This is a genomic window from Streptomyces sp. NPDC056734 (assembly GCF_042790455.1).
Classification (GTDB): Bacteria; Actinomycetota; Actinomycetes; order Streptomycetales; family Streptomycetaceae; genus Streptomyces.
Map to the genome: position 1 here is coordinate 153,464 of NZ_JBHTZD010000003.1, position 20,994 is coordinate 174,457.

Here is a 20,994-nt window from a genome sequence, read left to right on the forward strand (position 1 = left end):
CCGGACACGGCGGCGTCGGCAACGATGTTGGGCATTCGGGGGGCTCGGCAGGCACAGAGGGTGTGGCGGATGTGTCAGATGCGGTGGGACATGAAGGGCGTCGGCCGAGAATCGGCTACGGCATCCGCTACGGCATCCGCCGAGGTGTCTGCCGTGGCGTCGCCCATGGCGCCCGAGTGACTGCCCGGACATGACTTCTCGGCCACGACGGCGGGGCGGCGCCGGTCAGCAACGGCAACCAGCAACGGCAACCCGTGACCTCCCCCCCTTGCCACCCCGCGGATCACTTGGTGAACGTGATCCGGAAGACCGGATGATCAGGAGCGATCCGTCGTAGTTCGGCGTTCGAGGACCCGGGGCCGACGCCCTTGAAGAACACGCCCACCTCCGACTTCCAGCGTCGGAGATAGGCCCGCAGCAGTGGTGGTTTGTCGTCGTCGGCGATCTCGGTCGCGGTGAACACATCCGTGTTCTTGCCGAGCCGCAGCTCACCGCCGCCCGCCGCGCGCATGTTGTGCGTCCACTGGACATGCCCGCGAGGCGCGACCAGGTAGTACTGCCCGTGGACCGTCAGCAGGTTCACCGGAGTGGTCCGCCACTGGCCGCTCTTGCGGCCCCGGACGGCCAGGACGCGCGAGCCCCAGACGCTCACCCCACGGGCGGTCAGCCAGGCGACGGAACGGTTGAGGACGTTGACCGTGAACCAGCCGGCCTTCTGCACGTGTGGGGACATCAGACTCCTCACGGATGTTCGTTCGCTCAAGAACAGTCTGCACGAGTGAGCCGACGTATGGCAGCACGAGCGGGGGCCGCGCGTCGGCAGCCACATATGTGCGCCGCGGCGTCAAGGGCCGCGCGCCGGGGCGCGTACTTCCGTGGGAGTACATGTGATCACCCCGTCCGGCTGACGGCGCCGGTGGCCGGTGGCGTCTAGCGTGGCGGGCATGGACAGGCAGCACGGGCGCCGGGCGGGCCCGCCGACGTGGTGGCGGCACGGGCCGCCCTGGTGGAACCGCTGGGACGGGACGGCGGACGCCCGGCGGTGGCCGTGGCGCTCCACCCTCGCCGTGACGGCCGTCGTGCTCGTGGGGTCGAATTTCGCCGCCCACGCGCAGCAGGGCCAGCGCGCCGCGCTCGACCCCTTCGCCCGCGCTCTGCTGCTCGCCGGCTGTGTCCTGCTGCTGTTCCGCAAGCGCCACCCGGTGCTGGTCGCCTTCGGTACGGCTGCGGCGGCGACGGTCTATCTGGGCGCCGGGTACCCGTACGGACCGGTGTTCCTCATCGTGGCGCTGGGGTTCTTCAGCGCGCTGGTCGCCGGGCGCCGCCGGGCCGCCTGGGCGGCGCTGCTGCTGCTCTGGGGCGGGCATGTGCTGGTCGCGCACTGGCTGTACCGCTGGCTGCCGCCGCCCGGCGACACGCCCGCGCCCTGGGCGCAGGAACTGGTGATCGCGGCCTGGGTGGCGGCGATCGTGGCGGTGGCCGAGCTGACCCGGGTGCGGCGCGATCAGTGGGTGCGGGAACGGGCCGAACGCGCCCAGGCCGCCAGGCGCCGCGCCGACCAGGAGCGGCTGCGGATCGCCCAGGAACTCCACGACGTGCTCGCGCACAGCATCTCCGTGATCAATGTCCAGGCCGGGGTCGGCCTCGCCCTGCTGGACTCCGACCCCGAGCAGGCGCGCACCGCGCTCACCACCATCAAGTCGGCCAGCAAGGAGGCGCTCGGCGAGGTCCGCCAGGTGCTCGACACCCTCCGCACCCCCGGCGACGCGCCCCGCGCGCCCGCCCCCGGCCTCGACCGCCTCCCCGAGCTGGTGGAACAGGCGGCCTTCGCCGGTCTCACGGTCGCCGTCGAGGGACGCCCGCCCCGGCTGGCGCCCGGCACCGATCTCGCCGCGTTCCGGATCGTCCAGGAAGCGCTCACCAATGTCGTACGGCATTCGGGTTCACGGCACGCGCGCGTGCGCCTCGAACACGGGGGTGGTGCGTTGCGGCTGCGGGTCGACGACGACGGGCCCGCGACCGGCGCGGACGCGGGCGGCAGCGGCAATGGGCTGGCCGGGATGCGGGAGCGGGCCGCCGCGCTCGGTGGCACCATCGAGGCGGGCCCGCGACCCGACGGCGGGTTCCGGGTGCTGGCGGTGCTGCCGCTCACGACCGACGGGCCCACGAGGACCGCAGGGCCCATGCGGACAGACGCGCCCATGCGGACAGACGCGCCCACGAGGACAGACGCGCCCACGAAGACCGGCACCCCCGTGAGAACCGATGACCCCGTGAGGACCGATGACCCCGTGAGGACCGACGAGCCCACGAGAACCGATGACCCCACAAGGACCGACGAGCCCACGAAGGAGGACCGGTGATCCGCGTACTGCTCGCCGACGACCAGTCGCTGGTGCGGGCCGGGTTCCGCGCGCTGCTGGACGCCCAGCCGGACATCGAGGTGGTGGCGGAGGCGGCCGATGGCGAGGAGGCCGTGCGCGAGGTGGGCGAACTGCGGCCGGACGTCGTACTGATGGACATCCGGATGCCGGTCCTCGACGGGCTGGCCGCTACCCGGCGGATCACCGGGGACACGGGGCTGGGGGACGTGAAAGTGATCATGCTGACCACGTTCGAACTCGACGAGTATGTCTTCGAGGCGATCCGCGCGGGTGCGTCGGGCTTCCTGGTCAAGGACACCGAACCGGAGGAACTGGTGCGGGCGGTACGGGCGGTGGTGGCGGGCGACGCGCTGCTGTCGCCCGGCGTGACCCGCCGGCTGATCGCCGAGTTCGCCGCCCGCTCCAAGGAGCCCGCCGCGGTCGGCACCCTCGGTGGCCTCACCGAGCGCGAGCGCGAGGTCATGGCACTGGTCGGCATCGGCCTGTCCAACGACGAGATCGCCCGCCGTCTGGTGGTCAGCCCGCTCACCGCGAAGACCCATGTCAGCCGGACGATGGTGAAGCTCGGCGTGCGCGACCGGGCCCAACTGGTGGTACTGGCCTACGAGTCGGGATTGGTCCGGCCCGGCTGGCTGGGCTGACCGGAACTCCCGAGGGGCATCAGCACGCTCACCACCCTCACGAGGAACAGCACCGGCGCGAGCACGAACCCCGCGTTGAGCAGCACCCGCTCCAGCGGACCGGGCAGGGCGAACAGCAGCGCCGGACCGGCCACCACCCCGAACAGCAGCGCCGCCGCGAACAACGCGCTGACGAGCGCGTATCCGATCTCGACGGTGATCGCGTCCCGCTCGTCCTGCGAGCGGCGTCCCCCGTGTGTGCTCATGTCCTGTGTCCCCCCGTGCGTGTTCATATCCTGAGTCCCCGTCCCCGTCCCCGTCCCCGTCCCCGTGTGTGTGCTCACGCGCCGGGTTCCCCGCGTGTGGTGACGTGGTGGTCCTCCGGGTGCGCTCACGCGCCGAGTTCGCCGAGCGTGCTCATGCCCTGGTCCCCCGCGTTCCCGCTGCGCGCTCATGCCCGGAGTGTCGTACGCGGGTGCCCGGCGAGGCAAGCACGCCCCGCCGGGCACCCCTTCGGAGACGGACCCCCTGTTCAGTCGCGGACCGGCACGCGGTCCGCTTCCGTCTCCTTCACGGTGGACTTGGTGACGACGAGGGACTCGCCGCGAGGCCGGCCGCGCAGTCCGGTCAGGGACAGCAGCAGTCCGGCGACGGCGGTGCCCGTGACGACGAGCAGGCCCGGACGGTAGCTGTCGAGGACGGCCTGCGGGGTGGCGTTCTCCGGGGCGCCCGCGGTGACCACCGCCGTGACCACGGCCAGGAAGATCGCGCCGCCGACCTGCACGGAGGTGTTCAGCAGGCCCGAGACCATGCCCTGTTCATGGTCGTCGACGCCGTTGGTGGCCTGGATGTTCAGGGACGGGAGGATCAGGGCGCAGGCCGCGCCGATCAGCAGCATGCTGGGCAGGATCGCGGCGGCGTACACCGGGTCGAGATCGACGCCGAGGAACAGCGTGTACCCGGTGACCAGCAGCGCGAAGCCGATCGCCAGCAGCCGCTGGGTGCCGAACCGGTCGACGATCGAGCCGACCATGGTCGCCGACAGGGCGACGACGGCGCCCGAGGGCAGGAAGGCGAGCGCGGTGTGCAGCGCGGACCAGTCGAGCAGTTCCTGCATGTAGATCGTGACCAGGAACTGGAAGCTGATGTACGAGCCGAAGAAGGTCATCGCGCCGAGCTGGGCGCGCACCTGGGTGCCCGAGCGCAGCACCCCGAGCCGGATCAGCGGTCCCGGCGAGCGCCGTTCGACCCGTACGAACAGGGCCAGCAAGGCGGCGACGGCCAGGAACGACAGCAGGGTGCGGGCGGACGCCCAGCCGACCTCGGGGGCCTGGACGACGGTGAAGACCAGCAGCAGCATCGAGGCGGTGCCGAGGACGGCGCCGGGGATGTCGTACCCCTGGTGGTCGCGTTCGCGGGCGCTGCGCGGCAGCAGCTTCAGGCCGGCGATCAGTGCGATCAGGGCGATGGGGGCGGGCAGCAGCATGGTCAGCCGCCAACTGGCCTCGGTGAGCAGTCCGGAGACCACCAGGCCCATGGAGAAGCCGGCGGCGGCACAGGTGGTGTAGATGGACAGGGCCCGGTTGCGCAGGGGGCCCTGCGGGAACGTGGTCGTGATGATCGACAGGCCGGCGGGTGCGGTGAACGCGGCGCTCAGGCCCTTGACGAAGCGGCTGGCGATCAGTAGCGGGCCGGAGTCGACCAGGCCGCCGAGGAGCGAGGCGACGGCGAAGACGGCGAGCGCGACCAGGAAGACCTGGCGCCGGCCCAGCAGGTCGGCGGCGCGACCGCCGAGCAGCAGCAGACCGCCGTACCCCAGGATGTAGCCGCTGACGATCCATTGCAGGGACGAGGTGGACAGGCCGAGGTCCGCGCCGATGGACGGGAGGGCGACGCCGACCATCGACACGTCCAGCGCGTCGAGGAACATCGCGGCGCAGAGCACCAGCAGGGTGCCCCACAGGCGGGGGGTCCAGCGCCCTTCGGGCGCGGAGGTGACGAGCGGAGAGGTCATGGGCGAGACAGTACATGCATGTGCATTGAGTGCAAGTACATTTAATTCGAGTGCAACAAATGGGCCTTCTCTGCTACGGTGCGGCCCATGTCGGTGACGAAGGGCGAGGAGCGGGGCGAGCGGGCCCTCGTGGAGCAATGGCGCGACATCCTGGCCCTGCACGCGCGCACCCAGTGCGAACTCGACCGGGTGCTGCATGAACACGGCCTGGGCGCCAGCGACTTCGAGGTGCTCGACGTGCTGGCCGAGAGCACACCCCCGGACGGCGACTGTTCCTTCCGCGTCCAGGAGATCTCCGACCGGATCCATCTCAGCCAGAGCGCCCTGTCCCGGCTGATCGCCCGGCTGGAGCGGGACGGGCTGGTGGAGCGCGCGATGTGTGTCGAGGACCGGCGCGGGGTGCGCGTCCTGCTGACGGACCGGGGGCGTGAGCTGTACCGGGCGGTGCTGCCGGTGCAGCGCGAGGTGCTGACGCGGATGCTGGCGGGTGGTGAGGGGGCGGCGGGTTGAGGGGCGGGTTCCTCACGGGGTTGAGGGGGCGTGTGCCTTACGGGGTTGAGGGGGCGTGGCGGGTGCTGACGGGCGCGCGCCGCTGAATTCCCGGCCCGTTGTGGGCCCTTCCGTTGTTACGGGCCCCTTGAGCGCCCTCGGTCTCCGTTCACACCGCCGACGTCTGCCGCCAGAGCCTCGCGAGGGTCGGGTCGCCGGACACCTTCGGTACCGGCACCCGGTTCCACAGCGCCAGGTACAGCAGATCGGCCGGGCCGGACAGTTCGCATTCCGCGTCCCCCTCCGCGCCCCGCGTCGCCGCCGGGGGTTCCTGTGACAGCCGTACGGTCCATACGGCGTCCGTGTCCGAGGTACGCACCCGTAGCACCCGGGGGTTCTCCGTACGGACCCGGCTTCTGGCGCGGGCGTGGAAACCGCGCAGCAACTCGTCGATGCCGTCCACCGCGAAGTCCGCGGCGATGGGTGAGGGGGCGGCGAGGCGGGTTGCCCTCAGCGTTGGCGGAGGGGTGTCGGCCTGGGCTCCCGTCACCGTCGGCGGAGGGGTGCCGGCCCGGACCGCCGCCAGCGCCGCCTGCGCGTCGAACCGGTGCACGGTCGTCTCGTGCGCCTGGCGCCGCCGCCAGAAGGCCAGCGGCGAGGGCGCGGGCAGGAACGCCCAGCACTCGGTGTCGGGCGCGGCCCGCGTCAGCGTCCGGACCAGCTCGCGGTGGCTGTCCCGGTACCAGGCCACCAGTTCGGGCCCGTCCAGCGCCGGGAGCGCGTCGAGGCGGCGGGGAGCGTGGATGCCGTCGGCGACGAAACCGGCCGCCCAGCGGTGGACCGCGCCCGTGTGCCGCAGCAGATCGCCGATCCGCCATTCGGGGCAGGTCGGCACGGCCGCGTCGGTCCCGGCCTGCTCGGCGGCCGTGGCCAGCAGCCGCCCTTCGGAGTCGAGGGTGTCGAGGAAGCGGGCGGTGTCCATGGGGGGAGTGTGGGGGATGGGGTGGGCCTTGGCGCAAGGGGGTGTGGTTGGGGGAGGGCGGGGGCCTCCGGCGGGTGTGGGCGGTCTCCGGGTGGACAGCGGGGCCTGCGGTGCGAGGGGACGCCCTCGGCGCAGGGACCAAAGCCCCTCGGGCGCCGAGCTGTTCCCGGAGCCGTAGCCCTCGGTGTGTTCGCGCAGATGGGCGACGGCCGCGCGGATGTCGTCCGGCGAGGCCGGTGAAGTGGGTGATGCCGGACTCGTCGAAGCCGTACGGCCGTTGAGGGCGAAGCCGCGGTGGAGGCGCCGGCGTGGCTGATCGCTCGCGGGGTGCCGGCGGATTCGGCTGCGGCGCCGCGGAAGGGCACCTTGACCGGCGTCCGTCGCGGGGGCGGGGGCACGCCGTCCCTGGGCGCGGAGCCCCCGCGAGCCCCCCCCGCCTCTACCGGGCGCCGTTCCTCGACCTGAGGGATTCGAGTTCGACCACCATCGCGTCCAGTCTGAGGCGGCGGGACCGTGTGTCGAGGATCTGCTGGATCAAGGGAACCACCAGGACCGCCGCGAATCCGAGGATGGCGATGTTCGCGACGATCTGAGCCGTGAGCGGGTCCGGCTGCCGCGCGTCGCCGGCGAGCCATCTGATCAGCTGGACCTCAGCCCCGGTCTGACTGGCCCAGAGTGCGAGCCATGCCCAGACGGTCCAGTAGGTGCGCCGGGGTCGATGCCGGTCGGCCGGGATCTCCCGCCCTTCGCCTGCGGCTTGGATCTTCTCGCTCATCGAGTGGAGCACTTCGTTGTGCGAGTCTTCGAGCGTTCGGTGGAAGCTGTTGAACTCGACCGCCGCCACCAACATGATGATCGGAATGACCGTCACCATGGCTGACGCGAACTCCACGGTCATCTTGAACGGCATGCGATTCCCCCTCCGGACCCGGCGATGAGCCAGGGATTCTAGGCGGGCCCGCGAATGCCTCAGCCGCCGGTCTCCGGTCCCCAGTGGCCCGGCCCCACTCCGCGCCATTCGATCCACGCGAGGGTCGGTACGTCCTCGGGGTCGACCTCCAGCCCGGCGCGGCGCAGGAACTCGGCGACGTCCGTCGTGCTGTACGCGATGCCGAGGATCTCTCCGTCGACCCGTACCCGCCGCCCGCCGGTGGGAGAGGGTGGCTGCACGATCACGCGAATCGCCGCCATGTCCCCAGGATCGTCCTGGCCGCGCCTCCCCGCATCCCCTGCACCGTGCCCGTACCGGCTGCTCACGGCCTCGCCGCGGAACCGGAGCGCAAAGAGGCCAGAATCTGACCTATATCCCGCCTACCGTCGTCCTCATCACCGACCACCCCATGCCAAACCACCACACCTCACCCACCAGAAGGACGGACCATGACCGACCAGACCTCCGCAGCCCCGCAGGGATACACCACCGTCGCGCCCTGGGTCGTCACGGACGACACCGGAGCCTTTCTCGACTTCGTCAGCGAGGCGTTCAGCGGGGTGGAACTGGGGCGGGTCACCACCGAGGACGGGCTGATCGGGCACGCCGAGATCCGGGTCGGCGACACGGTGGTCCTCGCCTTCGACCGGCGCGCGGACTGGCCCGTCCTGCCCAGCCTGCTCAATCTGTACGTCCCCGACGCCGACGAGGCGTTCGAACGGGCCCTCGCGGCCGGCGGGCAGGTCCTCACGGCACTCGCCAACGACGCCTTCGGGCAGCGCGGCGGCCGGATCAAGGACCCGTTCGGAAACATCTGGTGGGTGAGTGCCCGCGTCGAGGAACTCACCGAGGACCAGATGTGGCAGCGCCTCCAGGAGCCGGTGTACGCCGAGGGCATGCGGGTCGCCCAGGAGACGCTCGACGCCGAGCTGAGCGGCCGGCGGCGGGGGCGGAGCAGCGCGCCGGTGCGCTGAGGGCGACGGGCGGGGGGAGGGGGGAGGGGGGAGGGGGAATCCAGGCTTCCGGCGAGGCACTCCTCCCGAGGGCCCTCTACGAGAGCCCTTTGCGGGAGCCCCCTACGAGAGTCCTCTACGAGAGTCCTCTACGAGAGTCCCCTACCCCGCCTCCTCCATCACCCGCCTCAGCGTCGCCAGATCCGCCCTCACCGTCTCCGCGTCCCGCCGGAACTGCTCCTCGGTCATGCCGTCCCGGCGGCGCAGGGTGAACAGCACCTCCGATGCCGAGGCGCCGTCGGCGATCACGCGTACCGGGTTGTGGACGACCTCGCCCGACGGCAGGGTGACATCGTGGTCGAGGACGCCGAAGTCGTTGCGGGGTACGAAGACGACCTCGACGCGTCCCATGGGGGAGTCCGCGATCCAGCGGCCGTCGACCTGCTCCACGGCACTGCCCAGCCCGCCGGCCCAGGTGGGGATGTTGGACGGGGCCGACGCGAAGGCGTACACCTCCTCGGCGGGCCGCTCGATCCGTGTGCTGAGGTGCAGGCTGTGCGTGTGCTCGTACGTCTCTGCTGTTCCCATGGTCGCGACCGTAGCCGTCGGCCCGGGTCCCGGTCTTGAACGAAACGGCCGTGCGGGGTCGGGCCCACAAGCGTGGACACCGCCCCGCCTCACCGGATCAGCGCGGGCCGTACGACTTCGGCAACCGCATCCCCCGCTCCGCCATGATCTGGCGGACCCGGTCCGGGTAGTCGGTGATGATGCCGTCCACGCCCAGGTCGATCAACGCCTCGATGGTCGCCGGGTCGTCACAGGTCCACGGGATGACCTTCAGGCCCTTGGCGTGGGCGTCGGCGATCATCTGCTCGTCCGGGTAGAAGCGGAAGCCCGGGTCGCCGAGCTTGCCGTTCTGCGGGAAGCCGTAGTTGGGGGAGAGGGCCTTGACGCCGCGGATCGTGGAGGCCGCCCGCACGAAGTCGCCGTCGTAGTCGTCGGCGTCCATCCCGCCCAGCCACGGGGAGGCGCCTTCCTTGCCCACCTGGAGGAAGTCGTAGTTGGTGAGGGCGACCAGCGGCCACTTCGGGGCCAGCTCGTGCATCGCCTTCAGCGCGCCCCAGTCGAAGGACTGGATGCTGACCTGGTCCTGGAGACCGGACCTGCGGATCTCCTCGTACACCCGGCGCACGAACAGCTCGCGCGGCGCGGTCTGTTCGGGTGCGCCCGCCTCGACCTTCGTCTCGATGTTGAGCGTCACCTGGTACGCCCGGTAGCTCTTGACCAGGTTGAGCACGTCCTTCAGCTCGGCCATCCGGGCCCCCGTGACGACCTCCTGCCCGGGGTGGCCGGGGAGTTGCTGGTAGCCGCAGTCCATGGTCTTGATCTGGGCCAGCGTCAGATCCTTGATGTACTTGCCGACGTACGGGTACATCGGGTCGCCCGGCACCACGGGCCCGGTGTCACGGCACTTGGTGGCGCTGACCTGACGGTCGTGGGTGACGACCACCTTCTCGTCCTTGGTGACCTGGGTGTCCAGTTCGAGGGTGCTCACGCCGAGCCGCAGCGCCTTGGCGAACCCCGCCAGGGTCGACTCCGTCGTCAGGCCGAGACCACCGCGGTGCGCCTGGAGATCGAACTGTGTCTTGCGGGGCGGCACCCCAGGGCCGCCGTTCGCCGCCTGCGCGGTGCCGGGCAGGGCGGACACCAGGAACACCGGGGCCAGCGCCAGCGCCAGGCCGGCGAGGACTCGTCTTGCGGACATCGCACCTCACTCGTACGGGATCGGGTGACCTCACGACCGTAGATCGGGCACGGGCGGGGGCAACCGCCGCGAGGTGATGCGGCCGTGAATGGCCGGGGAACGGTCTTCCCCGAGGGGCGGATCCAGGTGCCCCTGGAGGGCCGCGCCTGACCGTCGCCGACCGCGGGCGGGCCGGGGCCCCGACCGTATCGGCGGCCTCTTCGAACCCTTCCGCCACCCGGGACGGGACCGTGTCGGCACCGCCACCGTCACCGCCACCGCCGCCACCAACCCCCTCGGCAGGAGGAAGCCGGTGCCGCCCCACCCCCCCCGTTGTCCGCCGCCCCGATCAGACAGTGAACATCGGCCGATAACCGCCCTCGTCTCCCCCGTGACACGCCCCGCCCCCGTACGTTGCCCAGTGGTCTCTTCTCTCCGGTACCCCAACTCCGTGCACTGGGAGCACCCTTGGACTCCGAAGCCACCCCCGACACCGTCCGTCCCGCCGGCACCTTCCCCGCCCGCCCGGAAACCCCGCCGGACACGCCGCTGTCCCGCCGCAGATTCCTCCAGGCCACCACCACCGCCACGGCGACCGCGCTGACCGGCATGACTGGTATGACCGGCATGGCCGGTATCGCCGCCCCCGCCGCCTTCGCCGCCCCGGCCACCTCCGCCGCATCCGTCACCTCTGCCACCTCTGCCACCCCCGCCACCACCACCCTCACCTTCACCCGCGCCACCGGCGGTTCCGCGACCCTCGCGCCCGGCGGTGACCGGCTGATCGCCGAGATCCAGAGCGTCCTGTGGTCCGTCCCCCGCGAGGGCGGCGAGGCCGTGCCGCTCACCCAGGCCGGGTTCGAACCCACCCGCCCGCTGTTCTCGCCCGACGGCGGGACCCTCGTCGTCTGCGCCTACCAAGGAGGCGGATTCCACCTCTGGACGCTCCGCCCCGACGGCTCCGGGCTGCGGCAGCTCACGGACGGCCCGTACGACGACCGGGGGCCCGCCTGGTCGCCGGACGGCACCCGGATCGCGTTCGCCTCCGAGCGCGGCGGCGACACCGTGACCGGCTCCCCGTACCGCATCTGGACCGTGGACGTGCGCACGGGCGCGCTGACCCGGCTCACCGGAGGGCAGGAGCCGGGGACCGCCGGTGAGTGGGAGGATTCCGACCCCACCTGGTCGCCCGACGGTGAGCGGGTGCTGTTCGTGCGCGCCGCCGTCACCGCGACCGGCACCCTGCGCGCGGACACCATCGCGGCCGTGGCCGCCGACGGCTCAGGCCCGGTCACCACCGAGCACACCGACGACTCCGGCGCCCAGCTGATGACCCCCACCGTCTCACCCGCCGGACGCCTGGCCTATCTGCGCACCACCGTCGCGCCCACGGCCTCCTGCACCCTCGTGGTCGACGGGCGGCCGGTCGCCGTCGACGGCGATGTACTGCCCGCGCCGCCCCGCTGGACCGACGGCGAACGGCTGCTGCTCACCGTCGACGGCCGGTTCCGGCTGCTCGACCCGGATGCGCCGGGCGACCCGGAGGAGATCCCGTTCACCGCCGCACTGCCGGTGGACCGGCCGCCCTACCGTGGCAAGACGTACGACTTCGAGGGCGCCGGCACCCGCCCGGTACGGGCGCTGCACCTGCCCGCCCTCGCGCCCGACGGCCGTTCCGTCGCATTCGCCGCGCTGAACGCGCTGTGGACCGCCGGGACCGAGGGCGGCCGGGCGCCCCGCAAGATCCTCCAGGTCCCCGCCACCCGCTATGTGCTGGCGCCGGTCTGGACGCCCGACGGCAAGGGCCTGGTCTACGCCGACGACCGCGACGGGCTGTTCGCCGTGCGCCGGCGCGACCTCGCCTCCGGCGCGGAGACCGTGCTCGCCGGGGGCGGCCGGGTCTTCCCCGCCCTCTCGCCCGACGGGACCCGGCTGGCCTGCCTGGACATGTCCGGCAACCTCTTGGTCCAGGACCTGGACCTGGACCAGGTTCGGCCCGACGGCCCCGAACGCCTCCTCGCCGCCCCGCTCGGCGCCGGCGGCCTGCCGGGGCGCCCCAGCTGGTCCCCGGACGGCCGCTACGTGGCGCTGTGCGACCGCAACCGGCTCAACCGGCGGTTCCGCGAGGGCTACAACCTCATCCGGGTCCTCGACACCACCGACGGCACGGCCACCCTGCACGCCGTCGCCCCGCACACCTCCCTCTCCGACCGCTACGACTCCGGACCCGTCTGGTCCCCCGACGGCCGCTGGATGGCCGTCATCTCCGAATCCGCGCTGTGGCTGCTGCCGGTACGCCCGGACGGCACCCCCGACGGAGCACCCCGCCGCCTCACCACCGAGGCCGCCGACCACCCCTCCTGGTCCGCCGACGCCCGCAGCCTCCTCTACCTCTCCGCGGGCAGCCTGCGCCTGATCGACATCGCGAGCGGCACGGCCCGTACCGTCCGGGTCCCGCTCGACTACCGCAGACCCCGCCCCGCCGACACGGTCGTGCACGCGGGCCGCTTCTGGGACGGCACCGGCACCGAGGTCCGCGAGGACGTCGACGTCGTGATCCGCGAGGGACGGATCACCGAGGTGGCGGCCCACCGCCCCGCACGCCCCGCCGCCCGCCGCGTCGACGCGAGCGAGCGGACCGTCGTCCCGGGCCTGTGGGACGCCCACACCCACCCCTGGCAGAGCACCTACGGCGGACGCCAGACCGCACTCCAGATCGCGTACGGCATCACCACCGCCGTCTCCCTGGGCGGCTTCGCCTACGAACAGGCCCGCATCCGCGAGGCCGTCGCCGCCGGTGTCCTCACCGGGCCCCGGCTGCTCACCACCGGCGAACTCCTCGACGGGTCCCGGGTCGCCTACAGCATGGGCCGCGCCCACCGCACCCGCGAGGGCCTGGAGCGCTCACTCGCCCGCGCGCAGGCCCTGGACTGGGACTTCGTCAAGACGTACGTACGGGCCCCCGGCTGGGTGATGAAGGAGGCCGCCGACTTCGCGCACGAACGGCTCGGGGTGCGCACCGGCGGCCATCTGTGCAGCCCCGGCGTACAGCTCGGGCAGGATCTGACGACCCATCTCCAGGCCACCCAGCGACTGGAGTTCGGCCACGCCACCTCGGCGCGCGGCAACGCCTACCAGGACGTCACGGAGATCTACTCCGGCACCGGCTTCCATCTCGTCGCCACGCCCTTCACCTCGGTGCCGCTGCTGGGCGCCGACCCGGCCCTCGCGGACGACCCGCGCGTCGCCGCGCTGATGCCGCCGTGGGACATCGCCCTGGTCCGGCAGCAGGCCGGTGCCCCGCCGACCCCGGACCAGCTCGCGACGCTCGGCCGGGAGACCGATGTCTACCGGCGGATCCTCGCCGCCGGTGGCCTGGTCGCGCTCGGCACGGACCAGCCGCTCGTCGCCGTCGGCCTCAGCCTCCATCTGGGCCTGCGCGCCCTGCACCGCGCGGGCCTGTCCCCGGCCGAGGCCCTGCGGACGGTCACCGTGCTGCCCGCACGTGTCTTCGGCGCCGACGCCGATCTGGGCACGCTGGAGGAGGGCAAACTGGCCGATCTGACGATCGTGGACGGCGATCCCTTCACCGACTTCGCCACGCTGATCCGCACGCCGGCCGTGCTGCGGGGCGGGGTCCTGTTCGAACAGGCCGATCTGCTGGAGGACTTCGCGCCGACAGGGCCGAACGACGAGGCGGACGAGGCCGGTGCGCGGGCGTCCGTGGACTGGCTGGAGGTCAGCCGCCAGATGCGGCGGGAGGGGTGCTGCGACCCGCATCACGTCGGCTGACCTGGGGCCCGCGCTCACGGCGCTCACCGCGCTGACGGTGCTCACCGGGCCGGTCACCCCGGGTAGCACCGCGCCGCGGGGGTCCGGCCCGGTGCTACCCGTCGACCGACCCTGACCCCGACTGCGAACCCGGCCCCGAGTTCTTCTGCGAGCGGTTCGACTTGCGCACCAGCTCGCCCGCCATCACCGTCGCCGACGCCACACCGCGCACCCAGCGCGGGCCGCCGCGCGAGGCCCAGACGACGCAGGCGCACCCGGCGACGGCCAGCACGACGAGGACGGACAGGACGAGTATCACCATGGGCTTCCCCCTTCGTTCCGGGGACACGGGCGCGTCCCCGGCGTGGTCGGGGCCATCCTGTCAGCACGGGCGGTGGTGCGGGGGAGGGGGTGGAACAGTGGATCATGAGCCGGCACCTGGCACCCGGCACCTGGCACCCGGCACCCGGCGCGCGGGGGCCGGCGCCCGGGGCCGGTCGGCGGCGGACGCGCGGCCGGGATCACGATCGGACGGCGCTCACTCCGCCGCGCCTGCCCCCTGTGCCCCTTCCGCCTCGCCCAGCGGCAGCCCCGTGTAGTTCTCCGCCAGCTCCGCCGCCGCGTGCGGGGACGATGCCACCCGGTCGAGCTGGGACAGCTGGAGCCGGGTCTCGAACGGGCTCTGGTCCGGGTCCGTGTGCAGGGTCGTGGTCATGAAGTAGGAGAAGTGCTCGGCCCGCCACACCCGGCGCAGACAGGTGTCGGAGTACGACTCCAGCAGTTCGGCCGAGCCGGTCTCCTTCAGATGGGCGAAGGCGCGGGCGAGCACCACCACATCGGCTGCCGCGAGATTCAGCCCCTTCGCGCCGGTCGGCGGCACGATGTGCGCCGCGTCCCCGGCCAGGAACAGCCGCCCGTGCCGCATCGGCTCGGTCACCGAACTGCGCATCGGCAGCACCGACTTGCCGGTGACCGGCCCCCGCTTCAGCCGCCAGCCCGGCTCGGTGTCGATCGCGAACCGGGCGTCCAGCTCGTCCCAGATCCGCTCGTCCGGCCAGTGGGCCGGGTCCGTGCCGTTGGGCACCTGGAGGTAGAGCCGGCTGACCGTGGGCGAGCGCATGCTGGCGAGCGCGAAGCCGCGGTCGGAATGGGCGTAGATCAGCTCGTCATAGACGGGCGCAGCCTCGGCGAGGATGCCGAGCCAGGAGTACGGATAGACCCGCTCGTACGTGCTGCGCACCCCCTCGGGCACCGCCGTGCGGGCCACCCCGTGATAGCCGTCGCAGCCGATGACGTAGTCGCAGGTCAGGGTCTGCTCGCGGCCCTCGTGGGTGTAGCGGATCAGCGGTCGGTCGGTGTCCGCGCCCTCCACCGCGTGGACCTCCGCCTCGAACAGCAGCGGTCCGCCCTCGGCCAGTTGCAGCGCGACGAGATCCTTCACCACCTCGGTCTGCGCGTACACCCACACCCGCCGTCCGCCGGTGAGCGCCGGGAAGTCCAGTCGGTGCGCGCGCCGGCCGAAGCGCAGCTCGATGCCGTCGTGCGGTATCCCCTCCCGCTCCAGGCGGGCCCCGGCTCCGGCCGCGATCAGCACGTCCGCCGTGGCCTGCTCCAGGATTCCGGCGCGCTGGCGCTGCTCGACGTACGCGCGGTCGCGCCGCTCCAGGACCACGCTGTCGATGCCCGCGTTGTGCAGCAGGCGGGCGAGGAGCAGCCCGGAGGGGCCGCCGCCGATGATCCCGACCGTGGTGTGCATGGTCTTCTCCTCGTTTCCCCGATGTCGTCGAGGTCGTGACGCTCGTGCGATACCCGTGCGATACACGTACGACGTTCGCCTGTTCGTCTGTTCGTCTGGTGAAATATAGTTCACACTCTTCCCGTGTGAGTCTGCGCCCGGTGCCGGGCCCTGTCAACGGTCCGGGCACCGGACCGCACGCGTACCCCGCCGCTGTGCTCCCCCGGTCCGCCCCGACTACGGTGGCCCGGACATCCGCCACGGAGAGCCCATGACCCCCCTGACGCCCATCACCACCGGCCACACCCTGCCGCCGGCCGGCCCGCCTCTGGCGCCCGCGCCTCCGCCGGAGGCCGTCGCCCCCCTCGTCCGGGGGATCGCCGTGCTGCGCCGCCTCACCGACACCGGCGGCACCGCCAGCCTCAGCGAACTGGAACGCGCCACCGGGCTCGCCCGCTCCACCGTCGACCGGATCGCCGCCACCCTCGCGCGCATGGGTTACGTACGGCTGGACGGCCGCGACGCCGCCCTCGCCCCGCGTCTCATGGAACTCGGCAACGCCTACCTCGCCGCCCTGCGGCTGCCCGCCCTGCTCGGCGGCCACGCCGACGCCCTCGCCGACGCGCTCGACGAGTCGGTGTCGCTCGCGGTGCCGGACGGCGACGGCATCCGCTTCATCCACCAGGCCACCCGGCGCCGCGCCCTCTCCCTCAGCTTCCGCATCGGCGACCTGCTCCCCGCCGAACGCACCGCGCCCGGCCCGCTGCTCGCCACCGAGTGGACGCCCGAGGACTGGCGCCGCTGGCACGACCGCCGCGCCGCCGACCCGCAGGACCGGGGTTTCCCGGCCGTACCGCCCCGGCCGCACATCGCCCCCGACGCCGTTTTCACGGCGGCCGTCGAGCGGGCGCGGGCGGACGGCTGGGCGCTGGACGACCAGTTGATCGAGCCCGGCCTGATCGCCCTGTCCGCGCCCGTGCGCACACCGGACGGCCGGATCGCCTGCGTCGCCAGCGTCGTGAGCCACACCAGCCGGCACAGCGCGGACTCGCTGCACGGCACCCTGCTGCCCCGGCTGCGCGCGGCGGTCACCACCATGGAACACACGCTCGCCGCGCCCCACCCGCCCGGTCCACCCGGCGCCCCGTCCGGGCTCGCCGGGTGGACCGGCGCGTCCAAGCAGGAACTCGGCCGGGAGTTCGTCGAGTCGCTGGCCCGCGGCCTGACCGTGATCACCGCGTTCGGCGACGGCCGCGACGAGCTCACCCTCACCGCCGTCGCCGAGGCCACCGGACTGGCCCGCGCCACCGCCCGCCGCGCCCTGATCACCCTGGACCACCTCGGCTACGTCACCACCCGCGACCGAGGCTTTCGGCTCACCCCGCGCGTCCTCGCCCTCGGCTTCCCGCCGCTGTCCAGAACCACCCTCACCCGCGTCGCCCGCCCCCACCTCGCCGAACTGACCCGGCGCGTCCAGGACTCCGCCGCGCTGGCCGTGCTCACCGGGGACGAGGTCCAGTACACGGCGTGGGTCACCACCGGCCGGATCATGGACGTCGACATCGCGGTCGGCTCCCGTCTCCCCGCGTACGCCACCTCCGTCGGCCGGGTCCTCCTGGCCGCCCTGCCGCCCGCCGACCGCGCGGCCCGCCTCGGGCCCTTCGCCCGCGACCCGCTGACCTCCCGCACGGTCACCGGCCCCGCCGACCTCGCCGCCCTCCTCGACCGCGCCCGTGCCGACGGCTACGCCCTGGTCGACGAGGAACTGGAGGAGGGCCTGCGCTCCATCGCCGTCCCGGTCCGCGACCGCGACGGCACGCCCGTCGCCGCCGTCAACGTCACCGTGCACAGCAGCCGCCGCACCCCCGAGGCGTGCGTCGCCGATGTCCTGCCCGAACTGCGCGCCACCGCGGCGGCCATCGAGGCGGACCTCCACATCGCGGCCCGCTTCGCCCGCGTACCCACCCTCTGACCGGGGCCACGCCCGATCACCGGCCTCCCGGCCGCCCGGGATACGGACAGGTGTGCGTCAGCTCAACCTCGTACGCCCAACTTCCCAGTGACTTTTGCCGATTACCCCCTTTCCTCCGCTTAGCATCGGAATCTTGATGAAGGGATCGGGAATGGCACATGAACACGGTGAGAAGTCCCCGAGTGTCTGGGCGGGTCGGGCGATCGATCTGCTGCTGGCGGACCGGGCGGCCGAACCACCCACACCCCTGGATCTCGTCCCGCTTCCGGACCGGCCGGGCGCGCGGGTCTATCTGAAGGACGAGTCCCGCCGCCCCAGCGGCAGCGGTGCGCACGGCCCGGCCCGCGATCTGCTGCTGGACGCCCTGCGCGAGGGCCGGATCGACCGCGACACCCCCCTCTTCGACGCGGCGAGCGGCGATCTGGCCGTGGCACAGGCGTACTTCGCGCAACTGCTCGGCCTTGCCTACACCGCCGTCGTCCCGGCGTCGGCCGATCCGGCCGGGCTGCGGGCGATCGAGCGACGGGGCGGACGCTGCCGTCCCGCCGAACCACCCCTCGGGGACCACGAGTCGGCCCGCGAACTGGCCGAACGGGCCGGCGGCCACTTCCTCGACCACCGCCACCGACTCGCCGACGCCCTCGACTGGGACGGCCCGTACAGCCTCGGCGCGGAGCTTCTGGACGCGGCGCCCCTGGCGTGGATCGTGATGGAGGACGGCGTCTGCGCCGCGTCCGTGGGCCGTCATCTGCGCGCCCGGCCCGGCTCGGACACCCGCCTCGCCGTGACCGCCCGGCCGCGCACGCCCCCGGAGACCCCCGCCGACCTGACCCTCCCCACCCTCGACGGCACCTGCCTCGGGAGCGCCCGCCAGGTGCTGGACCGAATGCACCGGGACGGCACGGAGGCCGCGGGCGCGGTGGTGGTCGTGGTCGCGAGATGAGGGGGCGCGGCCAGGTGGCTGGGCGCGGTGATGGTGGTCCCAGAGCAGCACGGCCAGGGCCAGACAGGGAGGAGGACACCCGCCCTGGTCCTGGCGGCGACGGGTCACCCCCGGGCACCGCCCTCGCCGGTACGGCGGCCGGGCCGTTCACTGCCGGGCACCCTGCTCCCGGCCTCCGGCACGGCCCTACCTCACCACGATCCGCTCCACCGCCGCCCTCACCAGCCGCTCCCGCTCCGCGTCCGACAGCACGTCCGGGAGGGTGAGCTGTTCGACGATCAGCCAGTTCAGGGCGAGGTAGAGCAGCTCTACGGAGGTGGTGTCGCCGGGTAGCCCGGACTCCAGGTGGTAGGCGATGTTCGCGTCGAGGTCGGCGCGTGCCCGCTCGGTCAGGATCTTGCGCAGTTCCGGGCGGCGGGTGGACTCCAGCCGGAGTTCCAGCAGGGCGAGATAGCCGCTGCGGAACGCGCTGACCCGGCCCACCAGTTCATGCATCAGCCGGGCGTACGTCTCCCGGTCCGGGGCCGCCGTCCGCTGACGCGCGATGGTCTCCTCGTCCGGCACCAGACGCTCGTAGACCCGGGCACCGGTCTGGGTGAGCAACTCGTCGCGATTGGCGAAGTAGTTGGAGGCGGTCCCGGCCGGTACTCCCGCCTCCGTGTCCACCGCCCGGAAGGTCAGCCCCCGCGCCCCCTCACGGGCCAGCACCTCGATCGCGGCGTCGACGAGCGCGGCCCGTCGCTGGGGGTTGCTGCGCACCATCGGGGCTCCGGGGGTGGGTTCGTACGGTCACCGGTCGGATCTCTGATCTCTGATCTCGGATCTCGGATCTCTGATCTCAGATCACTACGGGCAGAGTACTCCGGGCGTCGTGTCGGGCGGGCGGCGCCGTCGGGCGGGCGGTGGGGTGTGGTCGTGCGGGGCGCGGGCGTACGGCAGTGGCGGGCCCGGTTCTCGCAATCAGATGACAATGGGAACCATTATCGATAACGTGTCGGCGCGGCGGGGGTGACGGGCGCGCGCCGAGTCGCCGCTCGGTGTGCCGAACCGCCGTATACCGATACAGAAAAGGGGAGTTGTGGGTCATCTGCTGGTGGTCGAGAGCTGGGTCGGCTCGATGAGCAGGCTGCTGCCACGCGCGATCCGGGAAGCGGGGCACGAGTTCACCTTCCTCACCCGTGACCTGCACCACTATCTGCGGTCGGCGCCCGAGGGGACCGCGCACCCGTTGCTCGGCGCCCGACATGTCATCACCGCCGACACCAATGACACGGCGAGCCTGCTGCCCGAGGCGGAGCGGCTGCACGCGGTGTTCGGCTTCGACGGAGTGCTCACCTCCTGTGACTACTACCTGCCGACCGCAGCCCGCATCGCCGGTCGGCTGGGGCTGCCGGGACCCGGTCCGGAGGCGGTCGAGAGTGCCTGCCGCAAGGATCTGACGCGCCGGGTGCTGGCGGACGCCGGGGTGCCCGGACCCCGGTTCGCCGTGTGCACGCAGTGGGCCGAGGCGGCGCGGGCGGCACGGGAGATCGGCTATCCGCTGGTCGTCAAGCCGGTCGATCTGTGCGCGGGCATGTTCGTGCGCGAGGTCGCGGACGAGGCCGCGCTGGCCGCCGCGTTCCGGGCGCTCGCCGAGTTCCCCGTCAACGCGCGTGGCCAGCGCCGGGACCCGGCCGTCCTGCTGGAGGAGTTCCTGGACGGGCCCGAGGTGAGCGTCGAGACGGTGTCGTACGGCGGCACGGTCGAGGTGATCGGGGTGACCGACAAGAGCGTCGGCGGCGCACCCGCGTTCATCGAGACCGGCCACATGTTCCCCGCCGACCTGGCGCCCACCGCCCTCGCCGACGCCGAACGCACCGCCCTGGACGCCCTGAAGGCGCTCGGCCTGACGGACGGCACGGTCGCGCACACCGAGATCAAACTGACCCCGGCCGGTCCCCGCCTGGTCGAGGTCAATCCCCGGCCCGCCGGGAACCGCATCACCGAGCTGATCCGCCATGTCACCGGCGTCGACCTCGCCGCCGCCCTCGTCGAGGTGGCCCTCGGCCGCGCCCCCGACCTGCGCCGCACGGACACCGGACTGCGCAGCGCCGCCATCGGCTTCCTGGTCCCGGACCGCGCGGGCACCCTCGGCGCTCTCGACGCCGACGCCCTCCGCGACGCCCCCGGCGTCCTGGAGGTCCAGCTCCCCACGCCCGGTACGACCGTCAGGGCGGCGGGCAGCAACAACGAGTACCTCGGCCATGTCATGGCGGGCGACCCCGCCGGACCCGGAGCCCGCGCCCACGTGGACCGGCTGCTGGGCTCGCTGCACGCCGGGTTGGTGATCCGATGACGGGCGCCCGCACCTTCCCCGGCCGACGCGGGCCTGATCCGGTGAGGGATGCGACGCCGGGCGTCGATACGTCCTTCGGCCCGCGCGGCTCCGACCCGGTGAACGCCGTCGACGTGCCCCT

The 20,994-nt window shown here is 72.9% G+C and carries 19 protein-coding genes; 8 read left to right on the plus strand and 11 right to left on the minus strand.

Annotated features, from left to right (window positions below; all coding sequences use genetic code 11):
• Positions 1 to 283 precede the first annotated feature (283 nt).
• Positions 284 to 733: a nitroreductase family deazaflavin-dependent oxidoreductase gene (locus ACFRFC_RS04925; RefSeq protein ID WP_382683363.1), complete on the minus strand. Its 450-nt coding sequence runs from the start codon at positions 731 to 733 to the stop codon at positions 284 to 286.
• 211 nt (positions 734 to 944) lie between these two features.
• Between ACFRFC_RS04925 and ACFRFC_RS04930 the strand changes: the two genes are divergently transcribed.
• Both ACFRFC_RS04930 and ACFRFC_RS04935 read left to right on the plus strand, forming a co-directional pair.
• Complete coding sequence (locus ACFRFC_RS04930) at positions 945 to 2,363, plus strand: sensor histidine kinase (protein ID WP_383112584.1); 1,419 nt, start codon at positions 945 to 947, stop codon at positions 2,361 to 2,363.
• Positions 2,360 to 3,025: a response regulator gene (locus tag ACFRFC_RS04935; RefSeq protein ID WP_382683360.1), complete on the plus strand. Its 666-nt coding sequence runs from the start codon at positions 2,360 to 2,362 to the stop codon at positions 3,023 to 3,025. Before ACFRFC_RS04930 ends, ACFRFC_RS04935 begins: the two co-directional genes overlap by 4 nt.
• On the opposite strand, the gene ACFRFC_RS04940 is transcribed toward ACFRFC_RS04935, so the two are convergent.
• Together ACFRFC_RS04940 and ACFRFC_RS04945 are read right to left on the minus strand one after the other, a co-directional pair.
• The gene (locus tag ACFRFC_RS04940) at positions 2,986 to 3,270 is read right to left on the minus strand and encodes a DUF6332 family protein (RefSeq protein WP_382683357.1); all 285 of its coding nucleotides are present in this window, start codon (positions 3,268 to 3,270) and stop codon (positions 2,986 to 2,988) included. The two genes, ACFRFC_RS04935 and ACFRFC_RS04940, sit on opposite strands and share 40 nt — an antisense overlap.
• A 266-nt stretch (positions 3,271 to 3,536) precedes the next feature.
• Entirely contained in the window at positions 3,537 to 5,018 is a 1,482-nt protein-coding gene (locus ACFRFC_RS04945; protein ID WP_382683354.1) for an MFS transporter, read from the minus strand.
• 87 nt (positions 5,019 to 5,105) lie between these two features.
• On the opposite strand from ACFRFC_RS04945, the gene ACFRFC_RS04950 reads away from it, so the two are divergent.
• Positions 5,106 to 5,528, plus strand: coding sequence for a MarR family winged helix-turn-helix transcriptional regulator (locus tag ACFRFC_RS04950; protein WP_382683351.1), 423 nt, complete (start codon positions 5,106 to 5,108; stop codon positions 5,526 to 5,528).
• Between the two features lie 148 nt (positions 5,529 to 5,676).
• Here ACFRFC_RS04950 and ACFRFC_RS04955 read toward each other — a convergent pair whose 3' ends face one another.
• The 3 genes from ACFRFC_RS04955 to ACFRFC_RS04965 all read right to left on the minus strand — a co-directional run bounded on the left by ACFRFC_RS04955 (position 5,677) and on the right by ACFRFC_RS04965 (position 7,680).
• Entirely contained in the window at positions 5,677 to 6,489 is an 813-nt protein-coding gene (locus ACFRFC_RS04955; RefSeq protein ID WP_382683349.1) for a maleylpyruvate isomerase family mycothiol-dependent enzyme, read from the minus strand.
• 439 nt (positions 6,490 to 6,928) lie between these two features.
• The gene (locus ACFRFC_RS04960; protein ID WP_382683346.1) at positions 6,929 to 7,399 is read right to left on the minus strand and encodes a hypothetical protein; all 471 of its coding nucleotides are present in this window, start codon (positions 7,397 to 7,399) and stop codon (positions 6,929 to 6,931) included.
• 59 nt (positions 7,400 to 7,458) lie between these two features.
• The gene (locus ACFRFC_RS04965; protein ID WP_382683343.1) at positions 7,459 to 7,680 is read right to left on the minus strand and encodes a hypothetical protein; all 222 of its coding nucleotides are present in this window, start codon (positions 7,678 to 7,680) and stop codon (positions 7,459 to 7,461) included.
• Positions 7,681 to 7,869: 189 nt separating this feature from the next.
• Between ACFRFC_RS04965 and ACFRFC_RS04970 the strand changes: the two genes are divergently transcribed.
• A complete protein-coding gene (locus tag ACFRFC_RS04970) occupies positions 7,870 to 8,394 on the plus strand; it encodes a VOC family protein (RefSeq protein WP_382683341.1) in 525 nt (174 codons plus the stop codon).
• Between the two features lie 141 nt (positions 8,395 to 8,535).
• On the opposite strand, the gene ACFRFC_RS04975 is transcribed toward ACFRFC_RS04970, so the two are convergent.
• Positions 8,536 to 8,961, minus strand: coding sequence for an SRPBCC family protein (locus ACFRFC_RS04975; RefSeq protein WP_382683338.1), 426 nt, complete (start codon positions 8,959 to 8,961; stop codon positions 8,536 to 8,538).
• Positions 8,962 to 9,058: 97 nt separating this feature from the next.
• The gene (locus tag ACFRFC_RS04980) at positions 9,059 to 10,138 is read right to left on the minus strand and encodes a glycerophosphodiester phosphodiesterase family protein (RefSeq protein ID WP_382683335.1); all 1,080 of its coding nucleotides are present in this window, start codon (positions 10,136 to 10,138) and stop codon (positions 9,059 to 9,061) included.
• Positions 10,139 to 10,585: 447 nt separating this feature from the next.
• On the opposite strand from ACFRFC_RS04980, the gene ACFRFC_RS04985 reads away from it, so the two are divergent.
• Positions 10,586 to 13,909, plus strand: a complete 3,324-nt coding sequence (locus ACFRFC_RS04985; protein ID WP_382683333.1) for an amidohydrolase family protein — start codon at positions 10,586 to 10,588, stop codon at positions 13,907 to 13,909.
• 94 nt (positions 13,910 to 14,003) lie between these two features.
• Here the strand turns inward: ACFRFC_RS04985 and ACFRFC_RS04990 are convergent, their stop codons facing one another.
• Positions 14,004 to 14,210 carry a hypothetical protein gene (locus ACFRFC_RS04990; RefSeq protein ID WP_382683331.1) on the minus strand — a complete coding sequence of 69 codons (207 nt, stop codon included), beginning with the start codon at positions 14,208 to 14,210 and terminating at the stop codon, positions 14,004 to 14,006.
• Positions 14,211 to 14,426: 216 nt separating this feature from the next.
• Positions 14,427 to 15,644, minus strand: coding sequence for a 4-hydroxybenzoate 3-monooxygenase (locus tag ACFRFC_RS04995; RefSeq protein WP_382683328.1), 1,218 nt, complete (start codon positions 15,642 to 15,644; stop codon positions 14,427 to 14,429).
• 250 nt (positions 15,645 to 15,894) lie between these two features.
• On the opposite strand from ACFRFC_RS04995, the gene ACFRFC_RS05000 reads away from it, so the two are divergent.
• Together ACFRFC_RS05000 and ACFRFC_RS05005 are read left to right on the plus strand one after the other, a co-directional pair.
• Positions 15,895 to 17,595, plus strand: a complete 1,701-nt coding sequence (locus tag ACFRFC_RS05000; protein ID WP_382683326.1) for an IclR family transcriptional regulator C-terminal domain-containing protein — start codon at positions 15,895 to 15,897, stop codon at positions 17,593 to 17,595.
• A gap of 151 nt (positions 17,596 to 17,746) precedes the next feature.
• The gene (locus ACFRFC_RS05005) at positions 17,747 to 18,538 is read left to right on the plus strand and encodes a pyridoxal-phosphate dependent enzyme (RefSeq protein WP_382683323.1); all 792 of its coding nucleotides are present in this window, start codon (positions 17,747 to 17,749) and stop codon (positions 18,536 to 18,538) included.
• Positions 18,539 to 18,724: 186 nt separating this feature from the next.
• Here the strand turns inward: ACFRFC_RS05005 and ACFRFC_RS05010 are convergent, their stop codons facing one another.
• The gene (locus ACFRFC_RS05010) at positions 18,725 to 19,300 is read right to left on the minus strand and encodes a TetR/AcrR family transcriptional regulator (protein ID WP_382683321.1); all 576 of its coding nucleotides are present in this window, start codon (positions 19,298 to 19,300) and stop codon (positions 18,725 to 18,727) included.
• Between the two features lie 316 nt (positions 19,301 to 19,616).
• On the opposite strand from ACFRFC_RS05010, the gene ACFRFC_RS05015 reads away from it, so the two are divergent.
• Positions 19,617 to 20,873 carry an ATP-grasp domain-containing protein gene (locus tag ACFRFC_RS05015; protein WP_382683318.1) on the plus strand — a complete coding sequence of 419 codons (1,257 nt, stop codon included), beginning with the start codon at positions 19,617 to 19,619 and terminating at the stop codon, positions 20,871 to 20,873.
• The last annotated feature ends 121 nt before the right edge of the window (positions 20,874 to 20,994 follow it).